The 25,330-nt window shown below is 63.8% G+C and carries 20 protein-coding genes; 11 read left to right on the top strand and 9 right to left on the bottom strand.

The annotated features are described in order from the left end of the window. Positions 1-136 precede the first annotated feature (136 nt). A complete protein-coding gene (locus tag L858_RS20145; protein ID WP_193742871.1) occupies positions 137-2,428 on the top strand; it encodes a GumC family protein in 2,292 nt (763 codons plus the stop codon). Positions 2,429-2,699: 271 nt separating this feature from the next. Here the strand turns inward: L858_RS20145 and L858_RS20140 are convergent, their stop codons facing one another. The 4 genes from L858_RS20140 to L858_RS20130 form a co-directional block, all read right to left on the bottom strand. Then, complete coding sequence (locus L858_RS20140) at positions 2,700-4,052, bottom strand: lipopolysaccharide biosynthesis protein (RefSeq protein WP_022683595.1); 1,353 nt, start codon at positions 4,050-4,052, stop codon at positions 2,700-2,702. A gap of 13 nt (positions 4,053-4,065) precedes the next feature. Continuing rightward, positions 4,066-5,406, bottom strand: coding sequence for an O-antigen ligase family protein (locus tag L858_RS0113045; RefSeq protein WP_022683594.1), 1,341 nt, complete (start codon positions 5,404-5,406; stop codon positions 4,066-4,068). 89 nt (positions 5,407-5,495) lie between these two features. Continuing rightward, complete coding sequence (locus L858_RS20135; RefSeq protein ID WP_152639825.1) at positions 5,496-6,509, bottom strand: sulfotransferase family protein; 1,014 nt, start codon at positions 6,507-6,509, stop codon at positions 5,496-5,498. Further along, positions 6,487-7,284 carry a LuxR C-terminal-related transcriptional regulator gene (locus L858_RS20130; RefSeq protein WP_022683592.1) on the bottom strand — a complete coding sequence of 266 codons (798 nt, stop codon included), beginning with the start codon at positions 7,282-7,284 and terminating at the stop codon, positions 6,487-6,489. The genes L858_RS20135 and L858_RS20130 overlap by 23 nt, the downstream gene beginning before the upstream one ends. 649 nt (positions 7,285-7,933) lie before the next feature. On the opposite strand from L858_RS20130, the gene L858_RS20125 reads away from it, so the two are divergent. The 4 genes from L858_RS20125 (at position 7,934) to L858_RS0113015 (ending at position 13,138) form a co-directional block, all read left to right on the top strand. Further along, on the top strand, positions 7,934-9,991 hold the full coding sequence (locus L858_RS20125; protein WP_022683591.1) for a polysaccharide biosynthesis protein: 2,058 nt from the start codon (positions 7,934-7,936) through the stop codon (positions 9,989-9,991). A 25-nt stretch (positions 9,992-10,016) separates the two neighbouring features. Continuing rightward, positions 10,017-11,249: a DegT/DnrJ/EryC1/StrS family aminotransferase gene (locus tag L858_RS20120; protein WP_022683590.1), complete on the top strand. Its 1,233-nt coding sequence runs from the start codon at positions 10,017-10,019 to the stop codon at positions 11,247-11,249. A 99-nt stretch (positions 11,250-11,348) separates the two neighbouring features. Next, entirely contained in the window at positions 11,349-11,918 is a 570-nt protein-coding gene (locus tag L858_RS0113020) for a polysaccharide biosynthesis/export family protein (RefSeq protein ID WP_028056099.1), read from the top strand. Then, a complete protein-coding gene (locus L858_RS0113015; RefSeq protein ID WP_022683588.1) occupies positions 11,909-13,138 on the top strand; it encodes an outer membrane beta-barrel protein in 1,230 nt (409 codons plus the stop codon). Before L858_RS0113020 ends, L858_RS0113015 begins: the two co-directional genes overlap by 10 nt. Positions 13,139-13,153: 15 nt before the next feature. Here the strand turns inward: L858_RS0113015 and L858_RS0113010 are convergent, their stop codons facing one another. Genes L858_RS0113010 through L858_RS20110 form a run of 3 tightly spaced genes read right to left on the bottom strand, consistent with a single transcriptional unit; the run spans position 13,154 to position 17,015 of the window. Beyond that, positions 13,154-14,575 carry a pectate lyase family protein gene (locus L858_RS0113010; RefSeq protein WP_152639823.1) on the bottom strand — a complete coding sequence of 474 codons (1,422 nt, stop codon included), beginning with the start codon at positions 14,573-14,575 and terminating at the stop codon, positions 13,154-13,156. Next, positions 14,562-15,818 carry a glycosyltransferase family 4 protein gene (locus tag L858_RS20115; RefSeq protein WP_022683586.1) on the bottom strand — a complete coding sequence of 419 codons (1,257 nt, stop codon included), beginning with the start codon at positions 15,816-15,818 and terminating at the stop codon, positions 14,562-14,564. The genes L858_RS0113010 and L858_RS20115 overlap by 14 nt, the downstream gene beginning before the upstream one ends. A gap of 9 nt (positions 15,819-15,827) precedes the next feature. Continuing rightward, complete coding sequence (locus L858_RS20110) at positions 15,828-17,015, bottom strand: glycosyltransferase (protein WP_022683585.1); 1,188 nt, start codon at positions 17,013-17,015, stop codon at positions 15,828-15,830. Positions 17,016-17,289: 274 nt separating this feature from the next. Here L858_RS20110 and asnB point away from each other — a divergent pair, with 274 nt between their 5' ends. Both asnB and L858_RS0112990 read left to right on the top strand, forming a co-directional pair. Continuing rightward, complete coding sequence (asnB, locus tag L858_RS0112995) at positions 17,290-19,239, top strand: asparagine synthase (glutamine-hydrolyzing) (protein ID WP_022683584.1); 1,950 nt, start codon at positions 17,290-17,292, stop codon at positions 19,237-19,239. A 169-nt stretch (positions 19,240-19,408) separates the two neighbouring features. Further along, positions 19,409-20,602, top strand: coding sequence for a calcium-binding protein (locus L858_RS0112990; RefSeq protein WP_022683583.1), 1,194 nt, complete (start codon positions 19,409-19,411; stop codon positions 20,600-20,602). Positions 20,603-20,703: 101 nt separating this feature from the next. On the opposite strand, the gene L858_RS0112985 is transcribed toward L858_RS0112990, so the two are convergent. Both L858_RS0112985 and L858_RS0112980 read right to left on the bottom strand, forming a co-directional pair. Beyond that, positions 20,704-21,462, bottom strand: a complete 759-nt coding sequence (locus L858_RS0112985; protein ID WP_022683582.1) for a LuxR C-terminal-related transcriptional regulator — start codon at positions 21,460-21,462, stop codon at positions 20,704-20,706. A 482-nt stretch (positions 21,463-21,944) separates the two neighbouring features. Beyond that, positions 21,945-22,460, bottom strand: a complete 516-nt coding sequence (locus L858_RS0112980; RefSeq protein ID WP_238564970.1) for an outer membrane protein assembly factor BamE — start codon at positions 22,458-22,460, stop codon at positions 21,945-21,947. Between the two features lie 142 nt (positions 22,461-22,602). Here L858_RS0112980 and L858_RS0112975 point away from each other — a divergent pair, with 142 nt between their 5' ends. The 4 genes from L858_RS0112975 to dinB are packed head-to-tail and all read left to right on the top strand — an operon-like array spanning position 22,603 to position 25,327. After that, the gene (locus L858_RS0112975) at positions 22,603-23,118 is read left to right on the top strand and encodes a ubiquinol-cytochrome C chaperone family protein (RefSeq protein ID WP_022683580.1); all 516 of its coding nucleotides are present in this window, start codon (positions 22,603-22,605) and stop codon (positions 23,116-23,118) included. Then, the gene (locus tag L858_RS0112970; RefSeq protein WP_022683579.1) at positions 23,115-23,645 is read left to right on the top strand and encodes a DUF177 domain-containing protein; all 531 of its coding nucleotides are present in this window, start codon (positions 23,115-23,117) and stop codon (positions 23,643-23,645) included. Before L858_RS0112975 ends, L858_RS0112970 begins: the two co-directional genes overlap by 4 nt. Beyond that, entirely contained in the window at positions 23,642-24,193 is a 552-nt protein-coding gene (locus tag L858_RS0112965; protein WP_022683578.1) for a hypothetical protein, read from the top strand. The genes L858_RS0112970 and L858_RS0112965 overlap by 4 nt, the downstream gene beginning before the upstream one ends. A gap of 51 nt (positions 24,194-24,244) precedes the next feature. Further along, positions 24,245-25,327 carry a DNA polymerase IV gene (gene dinB / locus L858_RS0112960; protein ID WP_022683577.1) on the top strand — a complete coding sequence of 361 codons (1,083 nt, stop codon included), beginning with the start codon at positions 24,245-24,247 and terminating at the stop codon, positions 25,325-25,327. Positions 25,328-25,330: the final 3 nt, after the last annotated feature.

Here is a 25,330-nt window from a genome sequence, read left to right as displayed (position 1 = left end):
GGGAGGCCAAGCGGACTCTCGAAGGGGTTAATCATTATGCCTGCGGCCAAGTGACAGAAGACCGTTTGATCGATCCCGCTAAAACGAACAGGTTCAGCATGCTCTGGCGTGACTACGTCGTCTTGGAGACATGCTCATGTTGTCGCAATCGGGAACGATCAATCCCCCACTTCTTGAGACCGGGGTTGATCGGCAGGGGACCGGGGGCACGCCGTCAAGCCTGACCGCCCGGCAGGTCATCAAGATCATTCGCAGGCATGAACTGCTGCTGGGCGCTATCATCTTCGTCATCGTGGCGGCGGTGCTGGCGATCCAGCTCACGACCAGCCCGGTTTATGAAGCGGTGGCGACGGTGCAGGTCGAATTGAATGACGACAGCGGTTCTCCTGACCTTGCCGTTCGCAATCAGCAGCGTGTGTCGAACGAGGCGAATCTCTATCGCGCGCCTTCGCTGGCCGAACGCGTCGTTCAGGACCTGAAGCTCGCCCAGGACCCGCGCTTCACGGCCTATCCCTTGCCGCCCAAGGCGGTTCTAGACAGTGCCCGGCTCACCCGCCTTGCCGGACAGCTCATGTCGATGACGTCCGTTTCGAACCTGAAGGACTCTGATTTCATCGACATCACGGTACGCTCGGTATCGCCCGAACTGTCGGCGGAGATCGCCAATCAATATCCGGTCAGCCTGGCCGCATTCCGGATGGAGATGCGCGATGGCCGGCAATCCATGATCGTGCGCCAGCTCGATAGCGAGCGCGAGCGGCTGGCCGCCGAAGCGCGGCGGGCCGAGCAGGCGGTGTCGAACTTCCGGCGTCAGCATCTGATGCTCCAGGGCGCAGGCGGGCCGGAGGATTATCAGCAGATCAACCGGATCGCCGTAGAGGCGGCGTCTGCAGCCGCCATGCGGGCGGCGCAGAGTGCGCGCGCGGCAGGAGTCGCGCAGGCGGTCGGCAACATCAGCACGGCCGGCGCCACCTCTCCCCTGCTCGACCAGCAGAAGCGGCAGCTGGACGACCTCATGCGCACGCGCAGCGAAATGTCGCAGATGCTGGGTGCTGAACATCCGCGCATGAAGGGGATAGATGCCCAGATCGCGGAAACCTCCGCCAATATGCAGCAGGAACAGGCCCGCGTGATCTCTGCCGCGGTGCAGCAGGCGCAGGCCAGCGCGGCCCGCGACACCGGCCTTGCGCGCAGTGAGGCGGCCGCGGCGGGTTCCCGTGCCGGTCAGTTGGAAGGCACGTTGCGCGCGATCACCGGCAAGGCGTTCGCCAACACTGCCGCGACCGTCGAACTCAATGGCCTTGAACGCAATGCGGAGGCGGCGCGGTCGGCCTTTACCGCCATGAGCACGCGCGTTCAGGAGGTAAAGGCCAGCCTCGCCGAGTCGGGCATCCACTCCCGCCTCGTCTCGCCGGCGGCGGTGCCGGAAATGGCGGTTTCGCCCCGCCCCAAGACGGCGACCTTCGCTGCCTTCATCGGCTCGCTGATCCTGGGGCTGGTGATCATCTTCGGCATCGAACTGACGGACAACCGGCTGTGGAGCGCTGAACAGATCTACCAATATTTCGGTCTGCGTACCTTCGCGATGCTGCCCGAACTGACTGGCGATGCGCTTACCTCGGCCAAGGCGAACCCGGTGCTTCAGGACCCCCAGTCGCTGTTCGCCGAAGTGGCGCGCGGCCTTGGCAGCGAGGTGGCGGATCTCGCCTTGCCGGACAAGGCGCAGACGGTGCTGATAACATCGCCGATCAGCGGCGACGGCAAGTCCACGGTGACCCTGTCGCTTCTGGCGGCGGCGGTGGCCATGGGACGCCGCGCCATCGTCATCGATCTTGACCTGCGCCGGCCCAGCGACGCGCATCTGCGGTCCACCGACGAGCGCGACAGCAGGCCCGACCTCATCGATTATCTGTCCGGCACGGTGGATGTACAGCATGTGCTGCCCGCGCCGGAGCCCGCAAATCCCACCGGCGCGCCGCGTGATGCGGTCACCTTCGAGCCTGTGGTGCTGAGCGCGCGCGCGCCTGCGAGCAATCCGGTGGCGCTGATGCGCATCGGGCGGGTCAATCATCTTCTGGAGCAGTTGCGCCCCCGTTATGACCTGGTGATCATCAATGCGCCGCCGACGCTTGCCACGCGGGATTCGCGCATGCTGATGGACGCCGCCGATCATACGCTGATGGTCATCCGCTGGGGCCGCACGACCATCGAGCAAGTCCGCGCTTCCATGCAGGTACTGCAGAAGCCGGTCGATGGCGTGGTCATCAATCGGGTCGACTATGCGGAACATGCACGCCGCGGTTATGGCGATCCGGTACAATTCTACATGGACTCCGCCGAATATTTCGAGGGCGACACAGCGCGGCCCCGGCGCTGGTACGGACGCGGCGTGGAATTCCCCTGGCGTAAGAAATCGCATTACGCCTGATCGGCCGATAGCGCCGCCCAACTGACGACCGGGTTCCCGCTGCAGCAGGGACCCGGTTTCCGTTTGCCCAGACCAATTGAGGACCCGCCCGAACAGGCCGTGCTCCTGCGAGCGGCGTCGGGAGAGTCCAATCCAAGCGGCGGGTCTATAGAACTGCCCTCGGCGGCACAGACGTCGGTGCATAGGATGCATGTTCCGTTCCGTATGAAGCATGGGAGGGAGTTGTTGCGGGCGGATGTAGCTTGCGGAGTACCGTCCGCCGCGTCGGCTATTACTCCGCCGCGACCTGCTCGGAGCCGCTCAAGGACGCTGATCCGGAAGCCCTGCTCTGATGGATCCACGCCAGGTCCAGCAGGACCGCCGTCACTACGGCGAGCACGATATGCGCCACGCTGGCGCCGATCGGACCGAAATAGAGGAGGCCCGGCACTGCCACCAGATAGAAGAGCAGGGTGCTGAGCGCAAAAATGTGCAGCACGCGTCTTGGCTCTCCCATCGAAAGCAGGGCGCTCTTCGCCGGGATCGAGTGCATGATGAACAGGACGGCGATGACCTGCGTCATGAGAAGGGGGAATGCGGGCACATATTGTGCGCCGGGACCGATGCGCAGCGCCCATTCGCCCAGGAACCATGTGAGGATGACGATACAGATGCCGGTTCCGCTCAGCAGCAACTGCGTGCTGAAGATGGTCGTGCGGAAGGCGTTCCGCTTCGTGCCTCCCCACATGCGGGCCAGTTCGGGATAGAGCACCGTCTGGACCTGCACGCCGATCTGCTGCCCGAACTTGCCGACGCGTTTGGCGAGATTATACATGCCGGCCGCACCCTGGCCCGCCAGGGCGCCAACCAGCAGTTCGTCCGCCTGATGGGTCAGCGTCCGCAAGGTGGTCGACAGGTTGGTAGTCCAGGCGAAGGACAGGAAGTCGGGGAAATCCTGCCGCAAGCCCTTGAGCGAGACGCTGAAGGGGAAGGGCACGCCCTGCCCCTTGAGGGACAGATGGCCGAGCCACAGGAACAGCAGACTGTTCGCTACCTCCGCGACCGTCCAGGCGATGGTAAAGCCGATGATGCCCGATCCTGCCCACAGGCAGATCGCCGCCAGGATGCCGCGCAGAATGTTCGACAGGATCTGCGAATAGGCCACCGCCTTGAACTTGCCGTCCAGCCGCAAGGCGGCGCTCGGTGCGCCGACGATCCTGCACAGCATGGCGATGGAGTAGATCGCCGCCACGCTGAGCGGCAGCCCCTTCATGCCCAGCGCCGGAGCGATGAACGCCGCGATCACGATCAGCACCAGGGCGGACGCCGCCGCCGTGCAGATGTCCAGCAGCAGCCCATATCCATAAAGGCGCGCCATGCGGACAGGATCGCCTGAGCCTTCCTCATCGGCGGCGAACTTGATGAGCGGCTGCCAGGATTCGAAGCGGATCAGTCGCTCGATCGTGTTGGCAAGCGCGATCACCAGCACCATGGCGCCCCACTGTTCCGGCCCCAGCGCGCGTGCGGCGCAGGCGACGCTGACCAGCATGACGGCTGCGTTCAGGAAATTGCCGGTCAGCATATGCCCGATATTGATCAGCCGGCGCCCCATGGGCCCGTTCAGCACGGAAGCAATCGTCCGCATCCTTTGCGATTCCTCAAGCTCTGGAGGGTGGCGCCGCGCCGCGAACGGGTCGCCGGGTCATGGGAGTGGAAGCCGGGACCCGCCGTGTCGGACCATACCAGATCAACGCAGGACTGACCGCCAGGAAGATGGAGAGGAACCAGGCGCGCCCATAGACATGCGGTACGCCCAGCGTCGCGTTGGCGAAGACCAGCACGATGGTCACCGTCGTCAGCAGCACCAGCCGCCCGTGCGGCAGCTGCCGCGCCACCGCGCCCGCGATGACCGGCACGCTCAGGACCAGAAGATAGCCCAGCAGGGAGAGTGCGCCGCCCTCGTTCAGCATCAGCAGATAGGTGTTGTGAACCGGCAGGCCATATTGGCTGTTGAAGCGATATTGATCGGCGCCCATGCCGATGATCAGATGATCGTCGGCGAAGTTCAGCGCCTCTATGTTCAGCTGCTGCCGATATTCGAACGTGCCTGCGCCGGCCAGATCGCCGGAGTTCATGGCGGAGAGGACACGATGCTGAAAGGTCTGCGGCAGATAGTCCTGACCGAAGACCATGACCGCGCCGGCCAGGCAGGCCACAAGGATCAACGTCTTAAAATGCTGCCGCCCCCCTAGAAAGATCAGGGTCGCGGCGGCCAGGGTATAGATGCCCGTGTTGGAACTGGTGAGAATGATCCCGGTGACCAGCATTCCGGTGCAGAGCAGCCCGGTCACCGGCTTCATCTGCCGCGACAGCAACAGGAACCAGACCAGCGGCAGCGTCATGACGGTGAGCACCGCCATCGCATTGGGATTATCCACGAATCCCGCCAGCCGCCTGCCGCCCGTCACCAGAGTCATCTGGTCGTTGGAAAGGCTGGTATAGCCCGACATGTAGATGAGGGCTCCAATCCCGCACATGGCGGTCATGCCCCAGATGCCGCACTTGATGAGGCGGATGACCTCCGCCTCCGACCGGCGCAAAAGCACCATCGGGACGATCAGATAGGCGAAGCAATATTGCGAGACGAGCGTGACGCACCGCACCATGTCTCCATTGACGACGCTCCCGATGAACAGCCCGCCTGTCAGCATCAGCAGGGCCAGCAGCCAGAGCCAGGTCAGGTCGGCGAACAGGGGGGCCATGCGGCCGGTGCACAGACGCAGCAGGAAGGCTCCGGCGAACAGCGCGTCGCCGAGGGTGAAATAGACCGCCGGGTGATGAAAGGCGATATAGGGCGCGAAGAAGACCGCGCCCTGCAACAGGATGAACTCCCACCGGTGCAGTTCGTTCGACCAGTCCTGCCCGAAGCCCGTCAGGTCGCCGGGGGGGCGAAGCGCCGGGGAGGGACGTTGGCTTGCCTGGTAATAGTCTGACTGCACAGGCGCTGCTCCGGCGGAAAATTGCCTCTTTGCAACGACAAGGATGCTAAGCGGGCCGGGCTTAGTCCATTGCACATATTGGCCGTCGGCTATTCAAAAGGGGCAGGGCCGGGTGCATCGATTGGATAGCCGTAGCGGGCTAATAAGGGTCGGCACGCCCAGCTGACGATGCGCCGCTTTCCCTTGGGCATTTCCCTTTGCCAGCCCTCGTCCTTGGCAATCCGAATCGCCTTTTGCATCCGCAACCGGTTGCCGGCGACCTGATGCGCCGGGCTGAAGGCCCCCGCCGCGAAGTCCTGGGCGTCCAGTTCCACGCCGGCCAATGCGGCGATGCGCTTCAGGCTGCCGACCGGGTCATCGATCACATCCTCATAGCGGATGCGGAGATACCGGGAGGCGCCGACTCTGCGGCCCAGCCATTCCGAGGCGAGATTGACATAGGCCCAGCGCGCCGCGCTGTAGAGGAGGGGCTTGGAAACGATCGCGCGCTGGAGTCCCTGCGCCGCATCGGACGTGTAGGATTTGGAGAGCGACCAGGCGACGCCACGCACATCGCGCACGAGGTGGATGATGTGCAGGTCGATCCCCTTGATCCCCGCCAGCGCGATGCCGCGCCCGGGCAGTTTCGAGGAATCGACGATCACCGCCTTGCCGCTGCTATCCCTGATCGCCTGCATCAGCCGGCGCGTATGGGAAGCGAATTCGCTCCCCTTGCGCCCGCCCAGCCAGCGGCGGACGCCAAACAGCCGGGCTATCTTCGACTGAAGCGTGAAATAGCGTTCGACAAAGCCCGGCTCCTGCCCGGCGACCCATCGATCCATCACTTCCTGCCAGAGGGCGCAGCTTCTCACCCGCCGCCCGCAGGCACAATATTCGTCATTGGCGTAGACATGTTCGCTCAGCGCCGTGATCTCGCCGGCGCCGAACATGGAGCGCTGCTGCCCCAGCAGAATATCCAGCAGGGTCGAACCGCTCCGACCATAGCCGCAAATGTAGATCAGCTTGATCGGCTCGACGGCGCTCTCGTCGCGGCACGCAGGCAGAGGAAAGGGAGAGACGGAAGCCGCTTTACGCGCGGTATCAGGCGCGACCGGCATGTCCATTTTTGAAGCTCCCGCTCATCGCCACCTTCGCATGCGGCTGGAAAGTGGCGCTGTCGATCGCCGCCGGATAAGCCCGGGGTTTCAATTCCTGCCGCGCCGCCGCCTGGAGCCCCGATCCCGACCCTTGCAGCCCTTGCGACGCTGCCCAGATGGCGGCTTGGGTGCGATTGACCACGCCCAATTTGCGCAGCACCGCCTTCACGTGCACCTTGACCGTCGCCTCGCTGATGGCGAGTTCGCGCGAGATGATCTTGTTGGGCGATCCGGCGATCAGCCGCTGCAGGATTTCCCGTTCGCGCGCCGATAGATTGACTGAGTCGATCGTCGCCTTGGTCTTCAGCGTCGGGCCGTCGGCCGCCTGATCGATCAGCTTGTCCGCCAGTTTCGACGGGAAGATCTTCTCACCCAGCGAGATGAGGTGAAGATAGCCGGACAGGCGATCCCAGGAAATATCGTTGGTCAGATAGCCATCGACGCCCGCTCGGAAAGCCTCCAGCATCGCGTCATAGTTGAAATCCTCGGCGAGGATGACGACGCTGGAAGCGGGATAATGATCGTCGATGCCGGCAAGCTCGATGCCTTCCCACCGGCACTTCTTGTCTTCGAGCAAGATGAGCAGAAGCGGCCGTTCGTCCGGGGCACTGTCTTTGTAGAGATCGGCCAGGCTCGAGCCGATGTTGAAAATTCGATGACCTTCTTCCAGGAGAAGCCGTTTCAAGCTCTCCCTGATGATGGAGTCGCGTCCGATGATCGCGACTTCGGAATCGATTAACATACCCCGCTACTCCGTTCAGCATCGCGAACCCTAATGGGTTCAAACGTAACGAATCTGGATCGAGGCAACCCTTTTCTTATGGACGTCAGGAGTATCACAGATCGGCGCTAGGACAAGACCTCAACATGTTGAAAAAACTTGACCTATGTTTGTGCTGAAAACGAAATGAAGAGCATCAAAACACGCTTGTATGCTGATCTTCGAAAAATTTCTTGAAGTAAATTCGGTACATAGCCCGGCATGCGTTCAGGAGATTGCATCGCAGCCTCTCCTTTTATTGCCACAACGGCTCGTCGATTCAGGCGTATCTTCGTTCAGTCGGTGAAGGGGACCGGACGAACCGTCAAAGGTGGGATGTCAATTATCCCGAAGGTGTAATGCTGGTTTGTCGGCTAGATGAGATGAAGAGCGTTACAGACTTATCCTGATCTCATTCAGCTATCGTGTGCCAACAGTTCGCCACAAGGGATTATAGCTGTCTGGTTCATTGCGACCCCCCGGTGAACCGCTACCATTCGGCCAAGTAAATCGGTGGCTGCACCTCCGCAGATACGGCCGAACTTGGCTATTTCCGCGCGACGGCAAGCAGTCCAGCCTTCAATTTTCAAGCGCGCAAGGGGACGTCATGGTTTGGAGCGCTTCGCCCGCAATGCCTGATTCGAATTTCGATGAGATGGCCGAGTCGCGGAAGAAGATCGCCGATGGCGCACCACTGTGGGCCGTTCTGCTCCATGAATTGCTCACGCGGCCCACGGGCTTTCCCGGCAGGACGCGCTTCGTCGCGCTGATGATGATCGACGGGGCGCTCATCCTCTCGACCATGCTGCTGGTCGTGCTGGCTATTCCTGGCCCCATTTCCGCAGCCTTCCACGGCCGGCCGAGCCTGATCGCGCTTTTTTGCCTGACGGCCCTGTTCACGATCAGCCTGACCGGCCTTTATTGGCGCAGCTGGCGCTTCCTGTCTTTCGGCGACTGCATCGCGATTTCCACCGCTGTGGGTGTCGGCATGGCGGCCGGCTGGTCGGCCTGCCTCATCATCTCCTCGAAAATTCGCGGAGCGCCGTTCGATGCGCTGGGTTTTGCCCTTCTCCATTCAGCCTTGCTGCTGGTCGCGATGATCAGCGCTCGAACGCTGCGAAGAGGGCTGAGGGAAATGGCCAGAAGCCGGCTCATGCTGACAGGCGACAGGCACGACATCCTGCTCCTGGGTGAACTGGAATGGATACGATCCCTGCTGGAGCTGCTTCGCGCCGATCCTGCGAACCGGTTCGATGTCGTGGGGGCGCTGACCTTCGATGGCCGCGAAACCCGGCTGCAGGTCGCTGGCGTGCCGGTGCTGGGCTCTCCCGAAAAGCTGCCGGAGATCGTCGAGGCGCTCACCGTGCGGGGCAGGAAGCCGGAAAGCCTGGTCATCCGCGGCAATCCCGCCATGCCGCGCCGCGCCTTTTCCCATCTGGTGACGCTGGCCGACAAGTGCGACCTGACCGTCGCGCGGGCCGATGACCTTCACAAGAATGAGGAAGGTGAGCCGCGCATCCAGATCAAGCATTTCGAACTGGCGGACCTGCTCGGCCGACCGGAAGTATCGCTCGACCGCAACAGCGTCGATCGCCTCATCCGCTCGCGCCGGATATTGGTGACCGGCGCAGGCGGGACGATCGGCGGTGAACTGGTGCGGCAGATCGCGTCGTTCAAACCGGCGGAAATCGTCCTGCTCGATCATAGCGAGTTCAATCTCTACACGATCGAGATGCAGGCCCGGGATCTGTTCCCCGACGTCATCTGCCGCCCGGAACTCTGCTCGATTCGTGAGCGGTCGGCGCTGGACGATGTGTTCAGCCGGCATCAGCCGGAGATCGTCTTTCACGCCGCCGCGCTCAAGCATGTGCCGCTGGTGGAGGGCAATCCTTGTGCCGGGGCGCATACCAATGTGCTGGGCACCCGCAACGTCGCGGACGCGGTCTGCGCTCATGGCGCGCTCGCCATGATCCAGGTGTCCACGGACAAGGCGGTCAACCCGGTCGGCATCATGGGTGCGACCAAGCGGCTGGGCGAACTTTACTGCCAGGCGCTCGACCTGATCGGGCAATGCGATCCCGACAGCCCCCGTTTCATGACGGTGCGCTTCGGCAATGTGCTGGGGTCGAGCGGTTCACTCGTGCCGCTGCTGCAACAGCAGATGGCGGCCGGCAAGCCGCTAACGGTCACGCATCCGGATATCGAACGCTATTTCATGACTGTCGGGGAGGCGGTCCAGCTGATCCTCCAGAGCAGCGCGCGCGCCATGGAAGCGATGATCGACCGCGGCACCATCTTCGTGCTCGACATGGGTGAGCCGATCAAGATCGTGGATATCGCCCGGCGGATGATCCGGCTCGCGGGCCTTCGTCCGGACATCGACGTCCCGATCGAGTTTGTCGGCCTTCGCCCGGGCGAAAAGCTGTACGAGGAATTGTTCGACGCGACCGAGGAGCAGACCCGGTCCACGATTCCGGGCGTGATAGAGGCTATGCCCTGTCCCGTGCCGCTGGAGAAGCTGGTTGCCGCCTTTTCGGAGCTGTCCCATCTGATCGCCGCTTGTGACGAGGATGGCGTGCGCGACCTGATGAAGGAATTGCTCCGCGCGCCGGCCCAATCGACCTGGGTCAAGACGCTACGCGAGATGACGCGCGAAATCGATGTGATCGGCAAGGCGGCGAACGAATGAGCCGCCCGGATGGATCGGGGGTCAGATGAAACCGCTTCTTCACGCACATGCCGCCGACGCGGGGGCCGCCAGCCAGCATGCTGCGGAGCCTGAGCGACGCTGGCCGCAATATGAGCCTGACGAGGTCGAAGCGGTCATGCGAGTGCTTCAGTCCGGCCGTGTGAACTCGCTGGTGCATGGTCACGAATGCCGCGCCTTCGAAAGCGAGTTTGCCGCCTATTGCGGTATGCCGCACGCGATTTCGGTCGCCAATGGAACGCTGGCGCTGGAGCTTGCTTTCCGCGCGCTCGGCATAGGCGCGGGGGATGAGGTCATTGTCCCGGCGCGCAGCTTCTTTGCAAGCGCATCGGCGGTTGCGGCCGTGGGCGCCGTGCCGGTCTTCGCCGACATCGACGCCGAAAGCCACACCATCGACCCGTCGGCGGCGAGCGCCCTCGTCAACGAACGGACGCGCGCCATATTGTGCGTCCATCTTGCCGGTTGGCCGTGCGACATGGATGCGCTGGGAGCCCTTGCCGACAAGTACGGGCTGGCGCTGGTGGAGGACTGCGCGCAGGCTCATGGCGCGGCCATCCGGGGCAAAAAGGTCGGATCGTTCGGCGATGCCGCTGCCTTTTCCTTTTGCACCGACAAGATCATGTCGACCGGCGGGGAAGGGGGGATGCTGCTGCTGAAGGATTCATACCAATGGGCGCGAGCCTGGGCCTATAAGGATCATGGGAAGAATGTCGCGCTGCTCTCTGCCCCCGCGACGGGCAACGACTTCCGCTATGTTCACGAGAGCTACGGGACGAACTGGCGCCTGACGGAGATGCAGGCGGCGATCGGACGCGTCCAGTTGCGCAAGCTGCCGGATTGGCTCGGCATCAGGCGGCGCAACGCAGCGGTGCTCACGCGCCGACTGAGCGGCCATCCGCTGGTGCATGTACCTGTCCCGCCGCCGCAGGTCGAGCATGCCTGCTACAAATTCTATGCAATGCTCGACATCGACGGTTTCGCGCCGGGGATGGACCGTTCGACCATCATCGCCGATCTGCTGCGTCACGGGATCCTGGCGGGGAGCGGCTCCTGCCCCGACATGTCGCGGGAACTGGCCGTGAGGAACAGCGCTCATCCCAACCGCAATCCGCTGCCTGTCGCGGCGCATGTGGGTGAGCGCAGTCTGATGCTGGCCGTCGATCATCTTCTGTCGGCGGAGGCGATGGAGCGAACGGCGGACAGATTGATCGCCTCGCTTGATCGAGTTCGTGCGCGATGATCCGGCACGCGAGGCACAAACTTCGCATTGACTTTATTTCGCGGCTGTTCTGAAACTTGGGAAACCGCCGTCGAGCGGAAAATGAAAGGGGAGATGATTATGCGGTTTCTTCGCCTCATCGGCCTGTCCCTGATGATCAGCCTCCTCGCCGCATGTACCGGCTCCGTCTCCGGGCTGCCGCCGGTTTCGACGGCCGACGCCAACCAGTATCGGCTCGCGCCCGGCGATGAACTGCGCATCATCATTCCCGGCCTTACCGAACTGGAGAGCAACACGGCCTTCACCGTGAACGATCAGGGCCAGTTGTCGCTTCCCCTGTTGGGCAGCATTGCGGTCAGCGGATCGACCGTTCCCCAGCTGGAACAGCGGATCGCGAGCCAGCTGGTCGAACGAAAGCTGATGGTGGCGCCCGCCGTCAGCGTGCAACCCGTCAAGCTGCGGCCCATCTATATTCTGGGTGAGGTGCGCAGTCCGGGTGAATATCCCTATCGCCCCGGCATGACGGTGGTGACGGCTGTGTCGGTGGCCGGCGGCTTCACCTTCCGCGCGAACCGCGGCACGGTCGCGATCATCCGCCAGGTGAACGGTCAGGCCACGACCTCCAAGGCCTCCGAAAATACTCCCATCCAGCCGGGCGATACAATCAAGGTAGTCGAAAAATGGTTCTGATGCCCCGCTTCCTCCTGTCGATCGGTTCCTGCGCGGCGCTGGCCGCCGCCGTGCCGGCTTTCGCGCAGCAGCTCGATCGCGCGACTCCGCTGATCGAGGCGCCTGGCGAATATGATGCCAGGTCGATCCAGCTGGGCAGGGTCGCTGCCGCCTTCGGCGGCGATGTCAGGCTGGAATATGATTCGAATATCTACGCCCTGCCGTCCGACGAGATCCACGATGTTCGCGCGGTCTTCTCACCCTGGATCAATCTGGGAATGAAGGACGACAAGGTTGATCTCGGGCTGCAGGCTCGGGCGGTGGTGCGCCGCTACTTCGACAGGAAGACCGAAAATTCGGAGGCTGGCACGGTCAATCTGAAAGGCAGCTATCAGTTTTCGAACGCGGACAGCCTTTCGGCCAATCTCGGCTGGATGCGGGTGGTCGAAGAACGCGGTGAGCCGGAAGGTCTGACCACGGTCGGCATATCGCCCCGCAAATATGACCAGTTCCGCAGCGAACTTGGCTATAGTCACCAGGGAGCCAAGATCAATCTCGGCCTCAAGGGATCGGCGCTGCGCAACAATGCGCTGCGCGCAAGCGATGCGGACCGCGACTATTGGCAATATGGCGGTGTCGGGCGGGTCGGCTACCGGGTCAGCGGCATCGTTAGCGCTTTTGGCGAACTGTTTCTGACGGCGAGGGATTTCCGGTTGGGTGATGACCCATCCGCCCTTAATCGCGACTCCAAGACCTATGGCGCGCGGGGCGGTGTCGCGTTCCAGCCGGGCGGGCTGATCCAGGGTGAAGCGGCGGTCGGCGTGTTCCGGTTCAATCCCGACGACCGCCGGCTGCGTTCTCGATCCGGCCTCTCTGTGTCGGCTGGCCTCACCTATACGCCGACGCCGCGTGTGGTCGTGACGCTGGACGGCTTCCGCGGTGATGTCGCTACAGTGCGGGCGGGCGCGCAAGGGCGCACCGATACGCGCTTCCAGCTGGGGCTGCAGAATGAAATCTACCATAATCTTCGCTGGCAAGGGGCGGTCATCTATCGCCGAAGTGTCTTCATCGGCGCTGGGCAGAAAGAGCGGACGATCGCGGGCCTGGTTGAACTTGAATATCTGCTCAGCCGCAACATCGCTTTCGCGCTGACCGGGCGCCTCGCCAACCGCGAGAGCAGCGAGCCGCTCGACGATTTCGATCGCAGCATCCTGGGGGCTGAGGTGCGCCTGCAATATTGATGCCGGGCCGGTCGGTCAGCTGATCGGTCGGCCTGCCAGCGCCTGACGGTGGGCGAAGTCCAGAAATTCGTCCAGGTTCAGCCATTTATCACGATCGGCATCCTCCCACGCGTCATTGCGCCCGGGGTCCATGCCATTGGCCCTTTCCCAGCTATCGGCCATGCCGTCCTCATCCAGGTCGACATAGGGCTCGCCGGGCGCAATGACCGGTAGCGGCCGTGGTCCGTTCAGCAGCGGCCCACGGACGATCGATCCGGTGCGGTTCCGCACCTCCGACACGATGCGCAGGTCGAGCGAATCGCGTGGGAAGGCGCCGGCCTGTTGCAGCGCCTGGACATAGGCCTGTTCAGCGGGAATGGCGCGCGTGCTGAGCGGGCATACGGGTCCCGGCACCATCGCCTCTTCGGCTGCCGCGGTCGTCATCACGCGCACATGGTCCAGCTGATTGTCCGCCACGAAGATCCGGGACTTGCCCTTGCTCGCTATGACCACGCGATCGACGGCAGGAATGGTGGTGCGGCTGTTGGGTCCCCTGCGATAATAATTGCCGACGACGTTGACCGGGGTTCCGCCGAAATTCTCATGGATTTCGGTGAACTGGGACGAGCCGTTATAAAGGACGTTGTTCACGATCTCGACGCACGACCCCGGCGGAAAGTTCACGTCCGGGTTCCGATCGCCATTATGCGCGCAGATATTGCGAATGAAGCTGAGCTTCTGAGGCCCCTTCGGATCGGACCCGAGCAGCGCGCATTTGTCGTGCCGGGGAATGCCCTCGCTGAATATGGAGTTGGACACGGTGATATTGTCGTTGTCGCCATAGCCGGTCATCACCTGATCCAGCGCCCAGGCCCCGCTGACATGGTCGAAAATGACGTCGCGGCTGTTCTTGAACAGAAAGGAGCCATTGCTGCCCCGATGTTCCGGGTCGGCATTCAATTCCGTGCGCACGCGAATGTCGCGGATGATCACGTCATGCGTGTTGCTGACGACGATCGGCGTATAGGCTTGCGAACCGCCAGCATGCGTGATGAGGATGCCGCCGCCCGGCGCCGTCTGCCCCGCGATGGTGATATAGGGGTTGTGGATCACCGGCCGCTGGGTGGTGAAGCGGATGACGCCGCTGACACGGAAGATGCAGGTTCGGGGACCTTTGGCATCGATGCAGGCACGGAGAGAGCCCGGCCCTTGATCCGCCAGCGTGGTCACCGCGATGATCTTGCCCCCGCGCCCGCCCCGCGCCCGTCGGCCAAAGCCCTCCGCGCCGGGAAAGGCATCGACGCCCGGAACATCCGGCAGCGCGGGGTCCCGGTTGCGGCCTTTGGGGCTAACCCCTTCGCTCCCCGACGCCAGCCAATCGGACGGTGCCATGAATGGCGTGGCGAGCAAAAGCGCGATGGCGGTGCCAAGGATCGCCATCGGGCTAATGTTGACCATGGCCGGTGGCCCCTTGTGCAGCGTGACCCAGAAGCGACTGATAGATCGCGCTCACCTCGGCGATATGCCTTTCGGTGCTGTAGCGATGCCTGGCCGTCTCCCGCGCCCTGGCGGCGATCGCCTTGTGGCGGTGCGGCGATTCCAGCAGGTCGACGATCGCGGCGGCCATGGCTGTGGGATTGTCTGGCGCGGTGAGCAGCCCGGTGACCCCCTGCTCGATGGCCTCCCTATTGCCTCCGGATTCGGCCGCGATGACCGGTGTGCCCAGCAACATCGCTTCGATCAGCGAACGCCCGAAGGGTTCATCGATCGAGGGCACGGCGTGGACATCGCACCCGGCCATGAGCCGTGCCGATCCATAGCGGAAGCCCATCAGGCGGACCCGATCGGCGACGCCGACAGAGCGCGCATGGTCCTCCAGCATCTCCTTCACACCGGATTGTAGCGCCGCTCCGAACAGCAGCCCCATGAAGGGGAGATCGGGGCGCATTCCGGCCATCTGCGCTATCATGTCGATGAACAGCTGCGGGCGCTTGCGTTCGACCAGATTGCCGAAGAAGCCGATCAGCCGGGTTTCGGGATCAACACCGAGTTCGGTAGTCAACGCCGCATGCGCCTCTTGCCGGTCGATCGGCTCTGCATCGACGTCGAAGGGGCTATAGACAACCGCTGTCTTGCGCGCAGCCCCTGGGATGGGGCGCACTGCCGACAGCGCGAATTCCGATACTCCAATGATGTGGCTTGCCACCACCGGCGCAAGGAAGCGCACGCCGCGCGCGTCCGAACTGCCGCGATGATGCCAGACCTGCTTCGCACCGGCGAGCCGGGCCGGGAGCGCCCAGGACACATGCATCGCGCCCTCATTGGTGTGGACTATGCGGACGTCATGGCTCTTGAGAAAGTGCGCAAGCCGCCATTGATCGGCGCAGGTCCGCCAGACCGCCCCGGCTCCGCGCGGCTTGGTGAGACCCGCGCTGGTGCCGAAGAAGAGCGCATCGTTGAGTGTCAGATAATCCAGTCCTTCCCCTTTCAGGAAGCGGCCGAGCTCGCCCGATCCATGATGCAGCACGATCAGCGGATGCACCTGGCTGCGGTCGAGGCGCTGGATGAGCTTCACCGCCGAGATATGGCTTCCACCCACCGCGCCGCCGCCGAAGGGAAAGCAGATGCGCGGCGGGGCCGCTGCCTGAAGCGCGCTTCGGGGGACGATCGCGGCCGGCGGCATCGCGGGGGAAGCAACCATTCGAACCATTCACATCACCTGTGGCTTGTAGAGTTCGGCCTGCGTGCCGGGCGCGGGCGCCGTGCCGCTGACGGCTTCTTCGTAAAGCTCCCGGTAAAGCGCCGCGATCTGGCCGATCGAGAAGCGCTGCTTCACCCGCTCTCTTGCCGCTTCGCCCAGCCGCCTGCGCCCGATCGCGCCGAGTTGCGCCATGCTGAGGATCGCGCCCGCCATCTGTTCCGGATCGCGGGGCGGCACGATCAGGCCGGTATCCGCGACGACCCAGCGGCTGTCGCCGACATCCGTTGCGATGCACGGCACGCCGCAGGCCATCGCTTCGCCTAATATGTTGGGAAATCCCTCTCCCCAGGCGGAGGGAAGGGCGAGAAGGTCAAGACCTGGCAGCAGCTCGGCAAGCGAGGCGTCATGGCCGCGCAGCGTCACCCGGTCGGCAGGCAATTCGCCGACTAGCCGCGCCAATCGACCGGTCGGCTTGTCCATGCCTTCGCCGGTCAGCAGCAGATGGGCATCGACACCCGCATCTCTGGCCCGCCGGACCGCGATGGCGAGGGTGGCGGCGTCCTTCATCGGATGGTTGCGCGCCGCCATGCCGATGATGAGCGCCCTGGAATCGATGCCGAGCCGAGCGGCAATCTCATCACGGGCGCCCGTGCGCGGCCGCAGGCGGTCACAATCGAAGCCGTTGGGAATGACCACCGCCCGCTTCGCGCGAAAGCCGAGCCGGCCGTGCTGTTCGGCGGCGGCGTGGGAATTGTAGATGATCGTCCGGGCGGACCGGGACAGCAGCGCCCCAAGCTGGATCACCATTCGAAGGGACGGCTTTTCCTGGCGCAGATCATCGATGCTGTGCCGCACGTTCCAGATCGTCGGGTTAGGAACCCTGTGCAGCATCCCCGCCAGCGCGGTCGCGACATGGGCATGATACATCCAGCCCATGATCATATCGGGCCGGACCTCATCAATGATCCGGCGCAGCCGCGCCAGCCCGGCCAAGGCGGAGGACGCTCTTTCCACCCCGCAATCGTAAAGCGCGACGCCGCTCTCCCGGATGCGCATGCCGGCCTGCCCCGGCGGCATCAGCGAAGCGACGCTCGAGCGATGGCTGCTGCTGCACGACCGCTCATGCTCCAGCAGCCGGGCCAGCATCGCCTCGGCGCCCCCGACATTCAGAGCCGTTATCACATGAAGAATTTTCATGGCTCACCTTGTGATGGACGCCTTCCGTCAAGCTATCAGGCGGGACGGTGCCGTGAAGTGAGCGCTTGGCTAGGATGCCGGCCCATTGGGGTTAGTGGTACGCGGGCGAACGGCAGGGCGGGCTAAGCCATTGGCGGGCCGTGCAAACTCGATCGGATATCATCCTCAATGGCTCTGGAGTCGGGCCTGCGGGGGTCTAGGCTGAGGGCATGACGACATGGAAAAGCCTGAATGACTTGGTTCCGGGCGGGTGCAGGGCCGAGGACAGACCGCCATGTGCGGGCTGACCGGCGGCTGGAGTCGCAAGGATTTCCCGCTTCTGCAAAGCGCCTTGCCGCGCATGAGCAGGGCCTTGCAGCATCGCGGACCCGATGACGCCGACCTGTGGTGCGATGACGAAGCGGGCATCGCGCTGGCGCACAATCGGCTGTCGATCGTCGATCTCTCGGCGGCGGGACGGCAGCCGATGGCGTCGGCGAGCGGGCGGTGGGTCATCGTCTATAATGGCGAAATCTATAATCATGGGGACGTCAGGCGCGACCTGGAAAGCGAGGGCGCCGTGCCGGCATGGCGGGGTCATTCGGATACGGAAACGCTGCTGGCCGCTGTCGAACGATGGGGTGTGGAAGAAAGCCTGCGCCGCGCGACCGGCATGTTCGCCTTTGCGCTGTGGGACCGGTCCGAACGGTGCCTTTGGCTCGCGCGCGACAGGTTCGGCGAAAAGCCTCTTTATTATGGCTGGCAGAAGGGCGCGTTTCTGTTCGCGTCGGAACTGAAGGCGTTGCGTGCTTATCCCGGCTTCAACGCGGTCGTGGATCGGCAGGCCCTCGCGCTCTACCTGCGCCATAATGCGGTTCCCGCCCCATTCAGCATCTATCAGGGCATCGGCAAGCTGCTGCCCGGCCACTGGCTGAAGCTCAGCAGCCGCCACCTGGAAACGGGATCATGCCCCGATCCACAGCCCTATTGGCTGGCCGCCGATGTGGTCGCCCGCCAGCGCCGCGAGGCTTTCGCAGGCACCGAAGCGGAGGCGACCGACGCGCTCGACGGGCTGCTGACACGCGCGATCGGCCGCCAGATGGTGGCCGACGTGCCGCTCGGCGCTTTCCTGTCAGGCGGCGTCGATTCCTCGGTCGTCGTGTCCCTCATGCAGGCCCAGTCGGCGCAGCCCGTCCGGACTTTTTCGATCGGCTTTCACGAAGCGGACTATAATGAAGCCGAACATGCCGCGGCCGTCGCCAGGCATCTGGGAACCGACCACACCGAATTGTTCGTGTCGCCCGATGAAGCGATGGCGGTCATCCCGGAACTGCCGCTTATCTATGACGAACCCTTCGCCGATCCTTCGCAAATCCCCACCTCTCTGGTCGCTCGCCTCGCCCGCCGGCAGGTGACCGTCGCCCTTTCCGGCGATGGCGGCGACGAGCTGTTTGGCGGCTATGCCCGCTATTTCATGGTGGCAGGCTTGTGGAAAAATCTATCTCGCATTCCCCGCACCGTGCGGCGCATGGGGGGGCAGCTGATTCGGTCCGTGCCCGAACAGCAGTGGGACCGGCTCTACGCATTCGCGCAGCCGCTGATGCCTGCCCATCGGCGCTGGTCCCATCCGGGTGATCGGCTCTACAAGGGAGCCGACGTCATTCTGGCGGAGGATGGGGTGGACCTTTGCCGGCAGCTGACCAGCTTGTGGTCCCCTCCCGACCTGCTTGAAGAACGGGCCGAGCCGGCACGCTTCGGCCCGCCCCGGCAGGTGCCCGGAACCAGTCTCTTTGAGCATATGATGCTGGACGATGCCTGCCATTATATGGCCGACGACATATTGGTGAAGGTCGATCGCGCCGCCATGGCGAGCAGCCTGGAAACCCGTGTTCCCTTGCTCGACCATAGCGTGTTCGAATTCGCCTGGAGCCTGCCGCACCCGTTCAAGGTCCGCGACGGCGTGGGCAAATATATTCTGCGCCAGCTGCTGTATCGCTATGTCCCCGCGGCGTTGATCGACCGGCCGAAGAGGGGATTTTCCGTACCGCTCGACCAGTGGCTGCGCGGTCCGCTCAAGGCATGGGCGGCTGAACTTCTCGATCCCGTCCGGATCCGGCAAGAGGGCTATTTCGACCCGCAGGCGATCCAGCAGAAGTGGCGCGAGCATCAGAGCGGCACGCGAAACTGGCAGCATCAATTATGGACGATATTGATGTTCCAGTCCTGGCTGGAAGCACTGGACTGATCGCTGTCTTGACCTCCCAGAAGCGAGTCCCATAGCCCGGAAACACCTTGCCAGCACGGCAGAACGGCCGGCCGCGCAGCGACGATCCGGTAAATATGGCGTTCATAAAACTCCCCCCAATCGAGGGTGCCCCTCTCAGCGGGAGCGGGGTTTGGCGGGGGAACGACCAATGGCACTTATCAACGGTACGGCCGGCATCGACGTCCTTAAAGGGACGACATTTGCCGATAAACTCTATGGCGGCGCCAGCGCGGATGAAATCTGGGCGGACGCGGGCGATGACTATGCCGAGGGCGGCGATGGCAACGACACCATGCACGGCGGCGCGGGAGTCGATATCCTGAAGGGCGGCCTGGCCGACGACGTCATCTATGGCGAGGATGGCAACGACTCGCTCGACGGCGGCTATGGCAACGACCGCCTCTATGGCGGTGCGGGCAACAACATCATGGTCGGCGGCGACGGCAATGACTGGATCGAAGGCAGCGTCGGCCATGATCATATTCTTGGCGATACCGGCAATGACACGATCGTCGCAGGAGCCGGCCGGGACTATATCGACGCCGGGCCCGGAGACGATCTGATCTATGCAGGCGCCGGCGACGACGGCTTCCAGAACGAGATCGACCCGGCGACGGGCAAGCTGACGACCCAGGGCGTCAATGGCGGCGCCGGGAACGACACGATCTACGGCGAGGAAGGCAGTGACAAGCTGAAGGGCCAGTCGGGCGACGACAAGGTCTTTGGCGGCATCGGCGATGACCGGGTCGATGGCGGCGACGGCAATAACATCCTTTACGGAGACGCCGGCAACGACATTCTCGACTCCGAAAATGGCATTGACCGGCTTTACGGCGGCGATGGCAAGGATTCGCTCGCGTCAGGCGCGGGCGATGATTTTCTCGACGGCGGCAAGGATGCGGACTGGCTGAGCGCTGAAGCGGGCGCCGACATTCTCTACGGCGGCGCAGGCGACGACACGCTCTATGGCGGCGACGGCGCGGATGAACTGCATGGTGATGACGGGTTCGACAAGCTGATGGGCGACCTCGGGCCCGACAGGCTCTGGGGCGGCGCGGGCGCCGACTGGTTCGGTTTCAGGGGAGCCGGCGCGTTCGACGGCGGCGACCGGATCGAGGATTTTGAGGACGGCACTGACCGGATCGTCCTCGAAAAGCTGGGCGTCAGCAAATATGCGGCAGGGGGAGCAGCCGGCACCGTGTTCGCAAGAGACGGTGCGAACGGCAATATCTTCCTGGACGTGGTGACGTCGGCCGGCGTCAAGTTCAGCATCGACGTGGCTGATCCGACAGCCACTCTGACCGCGAAAAACTTCTCGGGCGCGGATTTCGTTTTCGCCTGACGCGCGGCTTTCAGAATGAAGGCTGCGCCGCGCGGGTCCACCCTGTGGAGGGTGGACCCGTGAGAGTGACGGGGCGACCGCGCGGCCGCCCTTTGTCAGGATCAGACGTGGCTGTAGGAAGCGGCTCTCTCGAGCGCCGGCAGTTGGGCCGGATGGGGAATGGTCACGTCGGCGGGTACTTCCGGCGCCGCTTCGACCACGCCGCCGCGCATGCCGTGATTGGCTGCCCAGATCGCCGCTTGGGTCCGGTTCTTGACGCGCAGCTTGCGCAGCACCGCCTTGACATGGACCTTCACGGTCGCCTCGCTGATGTTCATCCGCTTGGAGATCACCTTGTTCGGGCAGCCCATGATCAGCCAGCGCAATATCTCCATCTCGCGATCGGACAGGCAGGTCGCGTCTACCGGGCGCTCGATCTCCAGCGGCTCGCTAAGGCTCGGCCGTGATTGCAGTTCATCGGCCAGTTGGGGCGGCAGCACCCGTTCGCCCATGGCGACCAGACGCAGCGTGGCGATCAGGCGGTCACAGGCGATTTCCTTGACGATATAGCCCAGCGCGCCGAGCCGGAACGCCTTCAGCATGATCTGGAAATCGAACCGGTCCGACAGAAGCACCAGGTAGGAGGAAGGAAAGCGCCTTTGCAGGGCGGAGATGGATTCGCTGTCCAGCTCTTCGGTCGCATGATCGATCAGGAGCAGCGAAGGACCGGTATCTTCTTCAAGGACTTCGGTCCGTTGCAGCGCGGCGGCCATATTGGGATATTGAGCTACGCGGAAATCCCGTTCCATCAGAATTCGACTGAGCCCCTCCCGAACGATCGCATTTCCGCACAGCAGACGCACATTCACTGGGTAAGCCATTGGGTAGTCCCCTCATGTTTCCTCCCTGTTCGTCAGCAGGCCACGGACGAAACATGGAAGGCCAGTTTGAAGATGCCTGCAGTGCGACCCTTTCTTATTCTTTCAATAACTTATGAGTAGCATATTTGAGGCAGAGGAGTCCTGAACAAAGCCAGAAATTCTGGGTTAGGCGTAAGAACACTTAACGATTTGTTTGCACTTCATATTTCAGCCGGCGTAGATCATCCGCAGGCGGAACTACCTCTTTAGATATGCGATACCCGGCGCGAACGAAGGCCCCGGATGAGTGGCCGAGTCTTTTATTCTCAACTATTTAAGTTGATATTGCAGTGCGATGCGGCTCACGTCATGCGGGACCCGGATCGCGGGTGCCCCACGAATTTCGTCCACCGTCGCCATCTGAGGTATGCCGATCAGCCGATGGACTGAAAACATCGTTACTAATAGGTTCTAGCGTGGAAGCTGCACGAACAGGCCGCGCGTCAGCTTCCGTTAGGTCCGCCGCCGGTGTTGCTGCCGCTGCCACCGCCGCCCATGCCGCCTGCGCCAACCGCCCCGATATTGCCGAAAATCTCATCGAACAGGCTGCGATGACGGCCGAGCGTGGGCGTCTTGTCACCCGACGGGGAGATTTTCGCGACCTGCTCCAGCCCCATGCGGTCTACCGCGACGACATTGCCCGCCGGATCGAAACGGACGTGCAGCACGGTTTGCGAGACGGGTTTGGGATTGGAAAAGGCCAGCGCCCGCATGTCGCGCGAGACATAATACCAGTCCTGGTCGCCAAACTGCGCCGTGAAGCTGGGGCGGCCGAGCGTCCCTTCCACCGAGGCGCGATTGTCGATGCCCGGCTGGATGGAATCGACCAGCAGCTTGTCCACCTGATAGCCCTGGTGCGTGCGGATGCGCGTGCAGCCCGAAGCGCCCAGCAGCGCCGCGCTCAGCCCGACCGCAAGCAAGATGCGCCCGCTGCGGGAATGACGGCTGAACTGACGCATGAACTTCTCCTGCGGGGGCAGGCCCCGGGCCTTTAGAAACATAAGCGCCGCCATTGCATCGCGCGGCTCGCCGATCAATATGGAAATGCGCGTGGCTCGGCAAGAGGGCCGCCGACCGGTTCAGCCAGGAAACAGTCTCGTCATGCCCAGCATCTTCAAGCGTCTGTTCGCATCCAGCGATCCCAAGGACGCGATGCGCCCACTCTATCATGCCCTCGTCGCGGAGGGGCGGCAGCCGCACTGGTATGTGGAAGGGCGCGTGCCGGACACGATCGACGGCCGCTTCGACATGATCGTCGCCATCCTGTCGCAGGTGCTGATGCGGCTGGAGGCACTCGGCGCGACGCAGGAAAGCGTGTGGCTGACCGAGCTGTTCGTCGACGATATGGACGGCCAGCTGCGGCAGGAGGGGATAGGCGACGTCGTCGTGGGGAAGCATGTCGGCCGGATGATGAGCGCCTTGGGCGGCCGGCTGTCGGCTTACCGCGGGGCCTTGTCGGGCGAAGCGGACCTGCGCGAAACCCTCAGCCGCAATCTCTATCGCGGCGATTCGCCCTCCGCCGAGGCGCTGGCCCATGTGGAATCGGGTCTGCGCGCCCGTTGGGTGCGGCTGGGATGTCTCAGCCGCGATGCCCTGATCGCTGGAGATCTCGGATGAGCGACACCCCTGCACCCGAATTTTCGCGGCCCGTTCGGGTCGATCAACTCGCCCGCCATGCCAAGCCTGTGACCATCACCGCCGAACCGGCCGAGTGCGAAGCGCTGGCCCGCCGTTTCAACCTGTCGGCACTCGACAGGCTGGAGGCGGACTATGCGCTGAGCGAGGAGAATGGCGCCATCTATGCGCGCGGGCGGGTGCGCGCCGACCTTGCCCAGCCTTGCGTCGCCACGGGCGCCGCGGTGCCCGAGCGGATCGACACCGACTTCGTGCTGCACTTCGTGGCGGCGGAGGAGGAGGCCGTTGAAGGCGATGAGTTGGAGCTGGATGCAGAGGATTGCGATACGATCCTCTATGACGGGCAGCTGCTGGACATCGGCGAAGCGGTTGCCGAAACACTCGCACTTTCGATGGAACCTTATCCCCGCGCGCCGGACGCGGACAAGGTCCTGCGCGAGGCTGGCGTGCTGACAGAGGAGCAGGCGAGTCCCTTTGCAGCATTGCTCTCGCTCAAGGACAAGAAATGATCCGCTGGTCGTGCCTGTTGTTCGGCGCGACCTTATTGTCACAGGCCGTGCCCTTGGCTGCGGCGGACCGATCGCTGCTGGTGGCTGAGCGTCGCGCCCGCGCGGAATGGGCCAAGGCGGAGAACCGCAAATCGTGCGCTCCCCTGGCGCTTGCCCGCGGCGGCACGCCGGAAGGAACGCCGCGCGCCGCGACCTTCAGTGGCGGCTGGGCCGTGGCATTCGACCTGCCGGGCCGGCGCAGCGCCTATGGCTTCGCCGGGACCGGCCTGCTCCCGTCCGACAAAGCCGATGCGCGGACCCACCGCGCAAGGCTGAAGCGGCAATGGCCCTATTTCCGCGAACTTGCTCGCCTGCCCGCGCCGTCCTTCGCCGGCTATGGGCAGGAGGGCGCAGACCCCTATCCCGCCCGGAATGCGGCGGGTACAGGGCTTCACTCCCTCGCCTATCTGCGCGTCGGCGGGCAGCGCTGCACCTATAATGTGTGGAGCCGGATCAGCCGGGCGCATCTGGAATGGCTGCTCGATAATCTGCGTCTGCTGCCGGGCTGAACTATAACCGGCGTTGCCCGTTCGTTCCGCCTTGTGGCATAGGTTTCCGCCATGGACTTCCCGCCGCGCAAGATCATCCATATCGACATGGATGCCTTTTATGCGTCGGTGGAACAGCGCGACGAGCCGAGCCTGCGGGGTAAGCCGATCGCGGTGGGCGGCGGCGGGCCGCGCGGGGTCGTCGCGACGGCCAGCTATGAAGCGCGCAAGTTCGGCGTCCGCTCCGCCATGCCCGGCGCGAGGGCGCGGCGGCTCTGCCCCGACCTGCTGTTCGTCCGCCCGCGTTTCGAGGTCTACCGCGCCGTCTCCGCCCATGTGCGGGAGATTTTCGCCCGCTTCACCGACATCATCCAGCCGCTCTCGCTTGATGAAGCCTATCTCGACGTCACGGTGAACAAGTGGGGCATCGGCTCCGCGACCCGCGTGGCCGAGGAAATCCGCCGGCTGATCCAGCAGGAAACCGGGCTCACCGCCTCGGCAGGCGTGTCCTACAACAAGCTGATCGCCAAGCTCGCGTCCGACCAGAACAAGCCCGACGGCATTTGCGTGGTGCGGCCGGAGGAGGGCGCCGCCTTCATCGCCGCCATGCCGGTGCGCCGCATCCATGGAGTGGGGCCTGTCACCGCCCGCCGCATGCAGGCGTTGGGGATCGAAACCGGGGCCGACCTGCGCGCGCGCGACCTGCCTTTTCTGCAGCATCATTTCGGCAGTTCCGCGCACTTCTATTACCGCGCCGCGCGGGGAGAGGATGACCGGCCCGTCCATGAGCGGCAGGGGCGAAAGTCGGTCAGCGTCGAGGATACGTTTCTCGACGATCTCAGCGCGGAAGGGGCGCTCATTGCCGAGATCGACCGGATCGCCGACAGTCTGTGGGGACGGATCGAGAAGAGCGGCGCCTATGGCCGGACGGTGGTGCTGAAGGTAAAATTCGCCGATTTCCGGATCATTACGCGATCGAAAAGCTTTGCCGCCCCGGTCCGCTCGCCCGATATCCTTGCCGATACCGGTCGCACGCTGCTGCGCGCCCAATTGCCGCTGCGCATGGGGGCGCGGCTGCTAGGCCTCGGCGTCCATAATCTGGATGAGGAGGAGCGGCAGGGTGAGGCCGGCGAACAGCTCAGCCTCTCCCTCTGACCT

It is taken from the genome of Sphingobium bisphenolivorans (assembly GCF_000412635.1).
In the GTDB taxonomy this organism is placed as follows: domain Bacteria; phylum Pseudomonadota; class Alphaproteobacteria; order Sphingomonadales; family Sphingomonadaceae; genus Sphingobium; species Sphingobium bisphenolivorans.
This window is presented reverse-complemented; position numbering and strand designations above follow the sequence as displayed.

Excerpts from the sequence above, each read along its gene's own strand:
- L858_RS0113010 (WP_152639823.1), bottom strand. The coding sequence starts at position 14,575 with ATGGTCAACATTAGCCCGATGGCGATCCTTGGCACCGCCATCGCGCTT.
- L858_RS0112985 (WP_022683582.1), bottom strand. The coding sequence starts at position 21,462 with ATGGCTTACCCAGTGAATGTGCGTCTGCTGTGCGGAAATGCGATCGTT.
- L858_RS20130 (WP_022683592.1), bottom strand. The coding sequence starts at position 7,284 with ATGTTAATCGATTCCGAAGTCGCGATCATCGGACGCGACTCCATCATC.
- L858_RS20110 (WP_022683585.1), bottom strand. The coding sequence starts at position 17,015 with ATGAAAATTCTTCATGTGATAACGGCTCTGAATGTCGGGGGCGCCGAG.
- L858_RS0112980 (WP_238564970.1), bottom strand. The coding sequence starts at position 22,460 with ATGCGTCAGTTCAGCCGTCATTCCCGCAGCGGGCGCATCTTGCTTGCG.
- L858_RS0112975 (WP_022683580.1), top strand. The coding sequence starts at position 22,603 with ATGCCCAGCATCTTCAAGCGTCTGTTCGCATCCAGCGATCCCAAGGAC.
- L858_RS0113015 (WP_022683588.1), top strand. The coding sequence starts at position 11,909 with ATGGTTCTGATGCCCCGCTTCCTCCTGTCGATCGGTTCCTGCGCGGCG.
- L858_RS20120 (WP_022683590.1), top strand. The coding sequence starts at position 10,017 with ATGAAACCGCTTCTTCACGCACATGCCGCCGACGCGGGGGCCGCCAGC.
- asnB (WP_022683584.1), top strand. The coding sequence starts at position 17,290 with ATGTGCGGGCTGACCGGCGGCTGGAGTCGCAAGGATTTCCCGCTTCTG.
- L858_RS20145 (WP_193742871.1), top strand. The coding sequence starts at position 137 with ATGTTGTCGCAATCGGGAACGATCAATCCCCCACTTCTTGAGACCGGG.
- L858_RS20125 (WP_022683591.1), top strand. The coding sequence starts at position 7,934 with ATGCCTGATTCGAATTTCGATGAGATGGCCGAGTCGCGGAAGAAGATC.
- L858_RS0112965 (WP_022683578.1), top strand. The coding sequence starts at position 23,642 with ATGATCCGCTGGTCGTGCCTGTTGTTCGGCGCGACCTTATTGTCACAG.
- L858_RS20140 (WP_022683595.1), bottom strand. The coding sequence starts at position 4,052 with ATGCGGACGATTGCTTCCGTGCTGAACGGGCCCATGGGGCGCCGGCTG.
- L858_RS20135 (WP_152639825.1), bottom strand. The coding sequence starts at position 6,509 with ATGGACATGCCGGTCGCGCCTGATACCGCGCGTAAAGCGGCTTCCGTC.
- L858_RS0112970 (WP_022683579.1), top strand. The coding sequence starts at position 23,115 with ATGAGCGACACCCCTGCACCCGAATTTTCGCGGCCCGTTCGGGTCGAT.
- L858_RS0112990 (WP_022683583.1), top strand. The coding sequence starts at position 19,409 with ATGGCACTTATCAACGGTACGGCCGGCATCGACGTCCTTAAAGGGACG.
- dinB (WP_022683577.1), top strand. The coding sequence starts at position 24,245 with ATGGACTTCCCGCCGCGCAAGATCATCCATATCGACATGGATGCCTTT.
- L858_RS20115 (WP_022683586.1), bottom strand. The coding sequence starts at position 15,818 with ATGGTTGCTTCCCCCGCGATGCCGCCGGCCGCGATCGTCCCCCGAAGC.
- L858_RS0113020 (WP_028056099.1), top strand. The coding sequence starts at position 11,349 with ATGCGGTTTCTTCGCCTCATCGGCCTGTCCCTGATGATCAGCCTCCTC.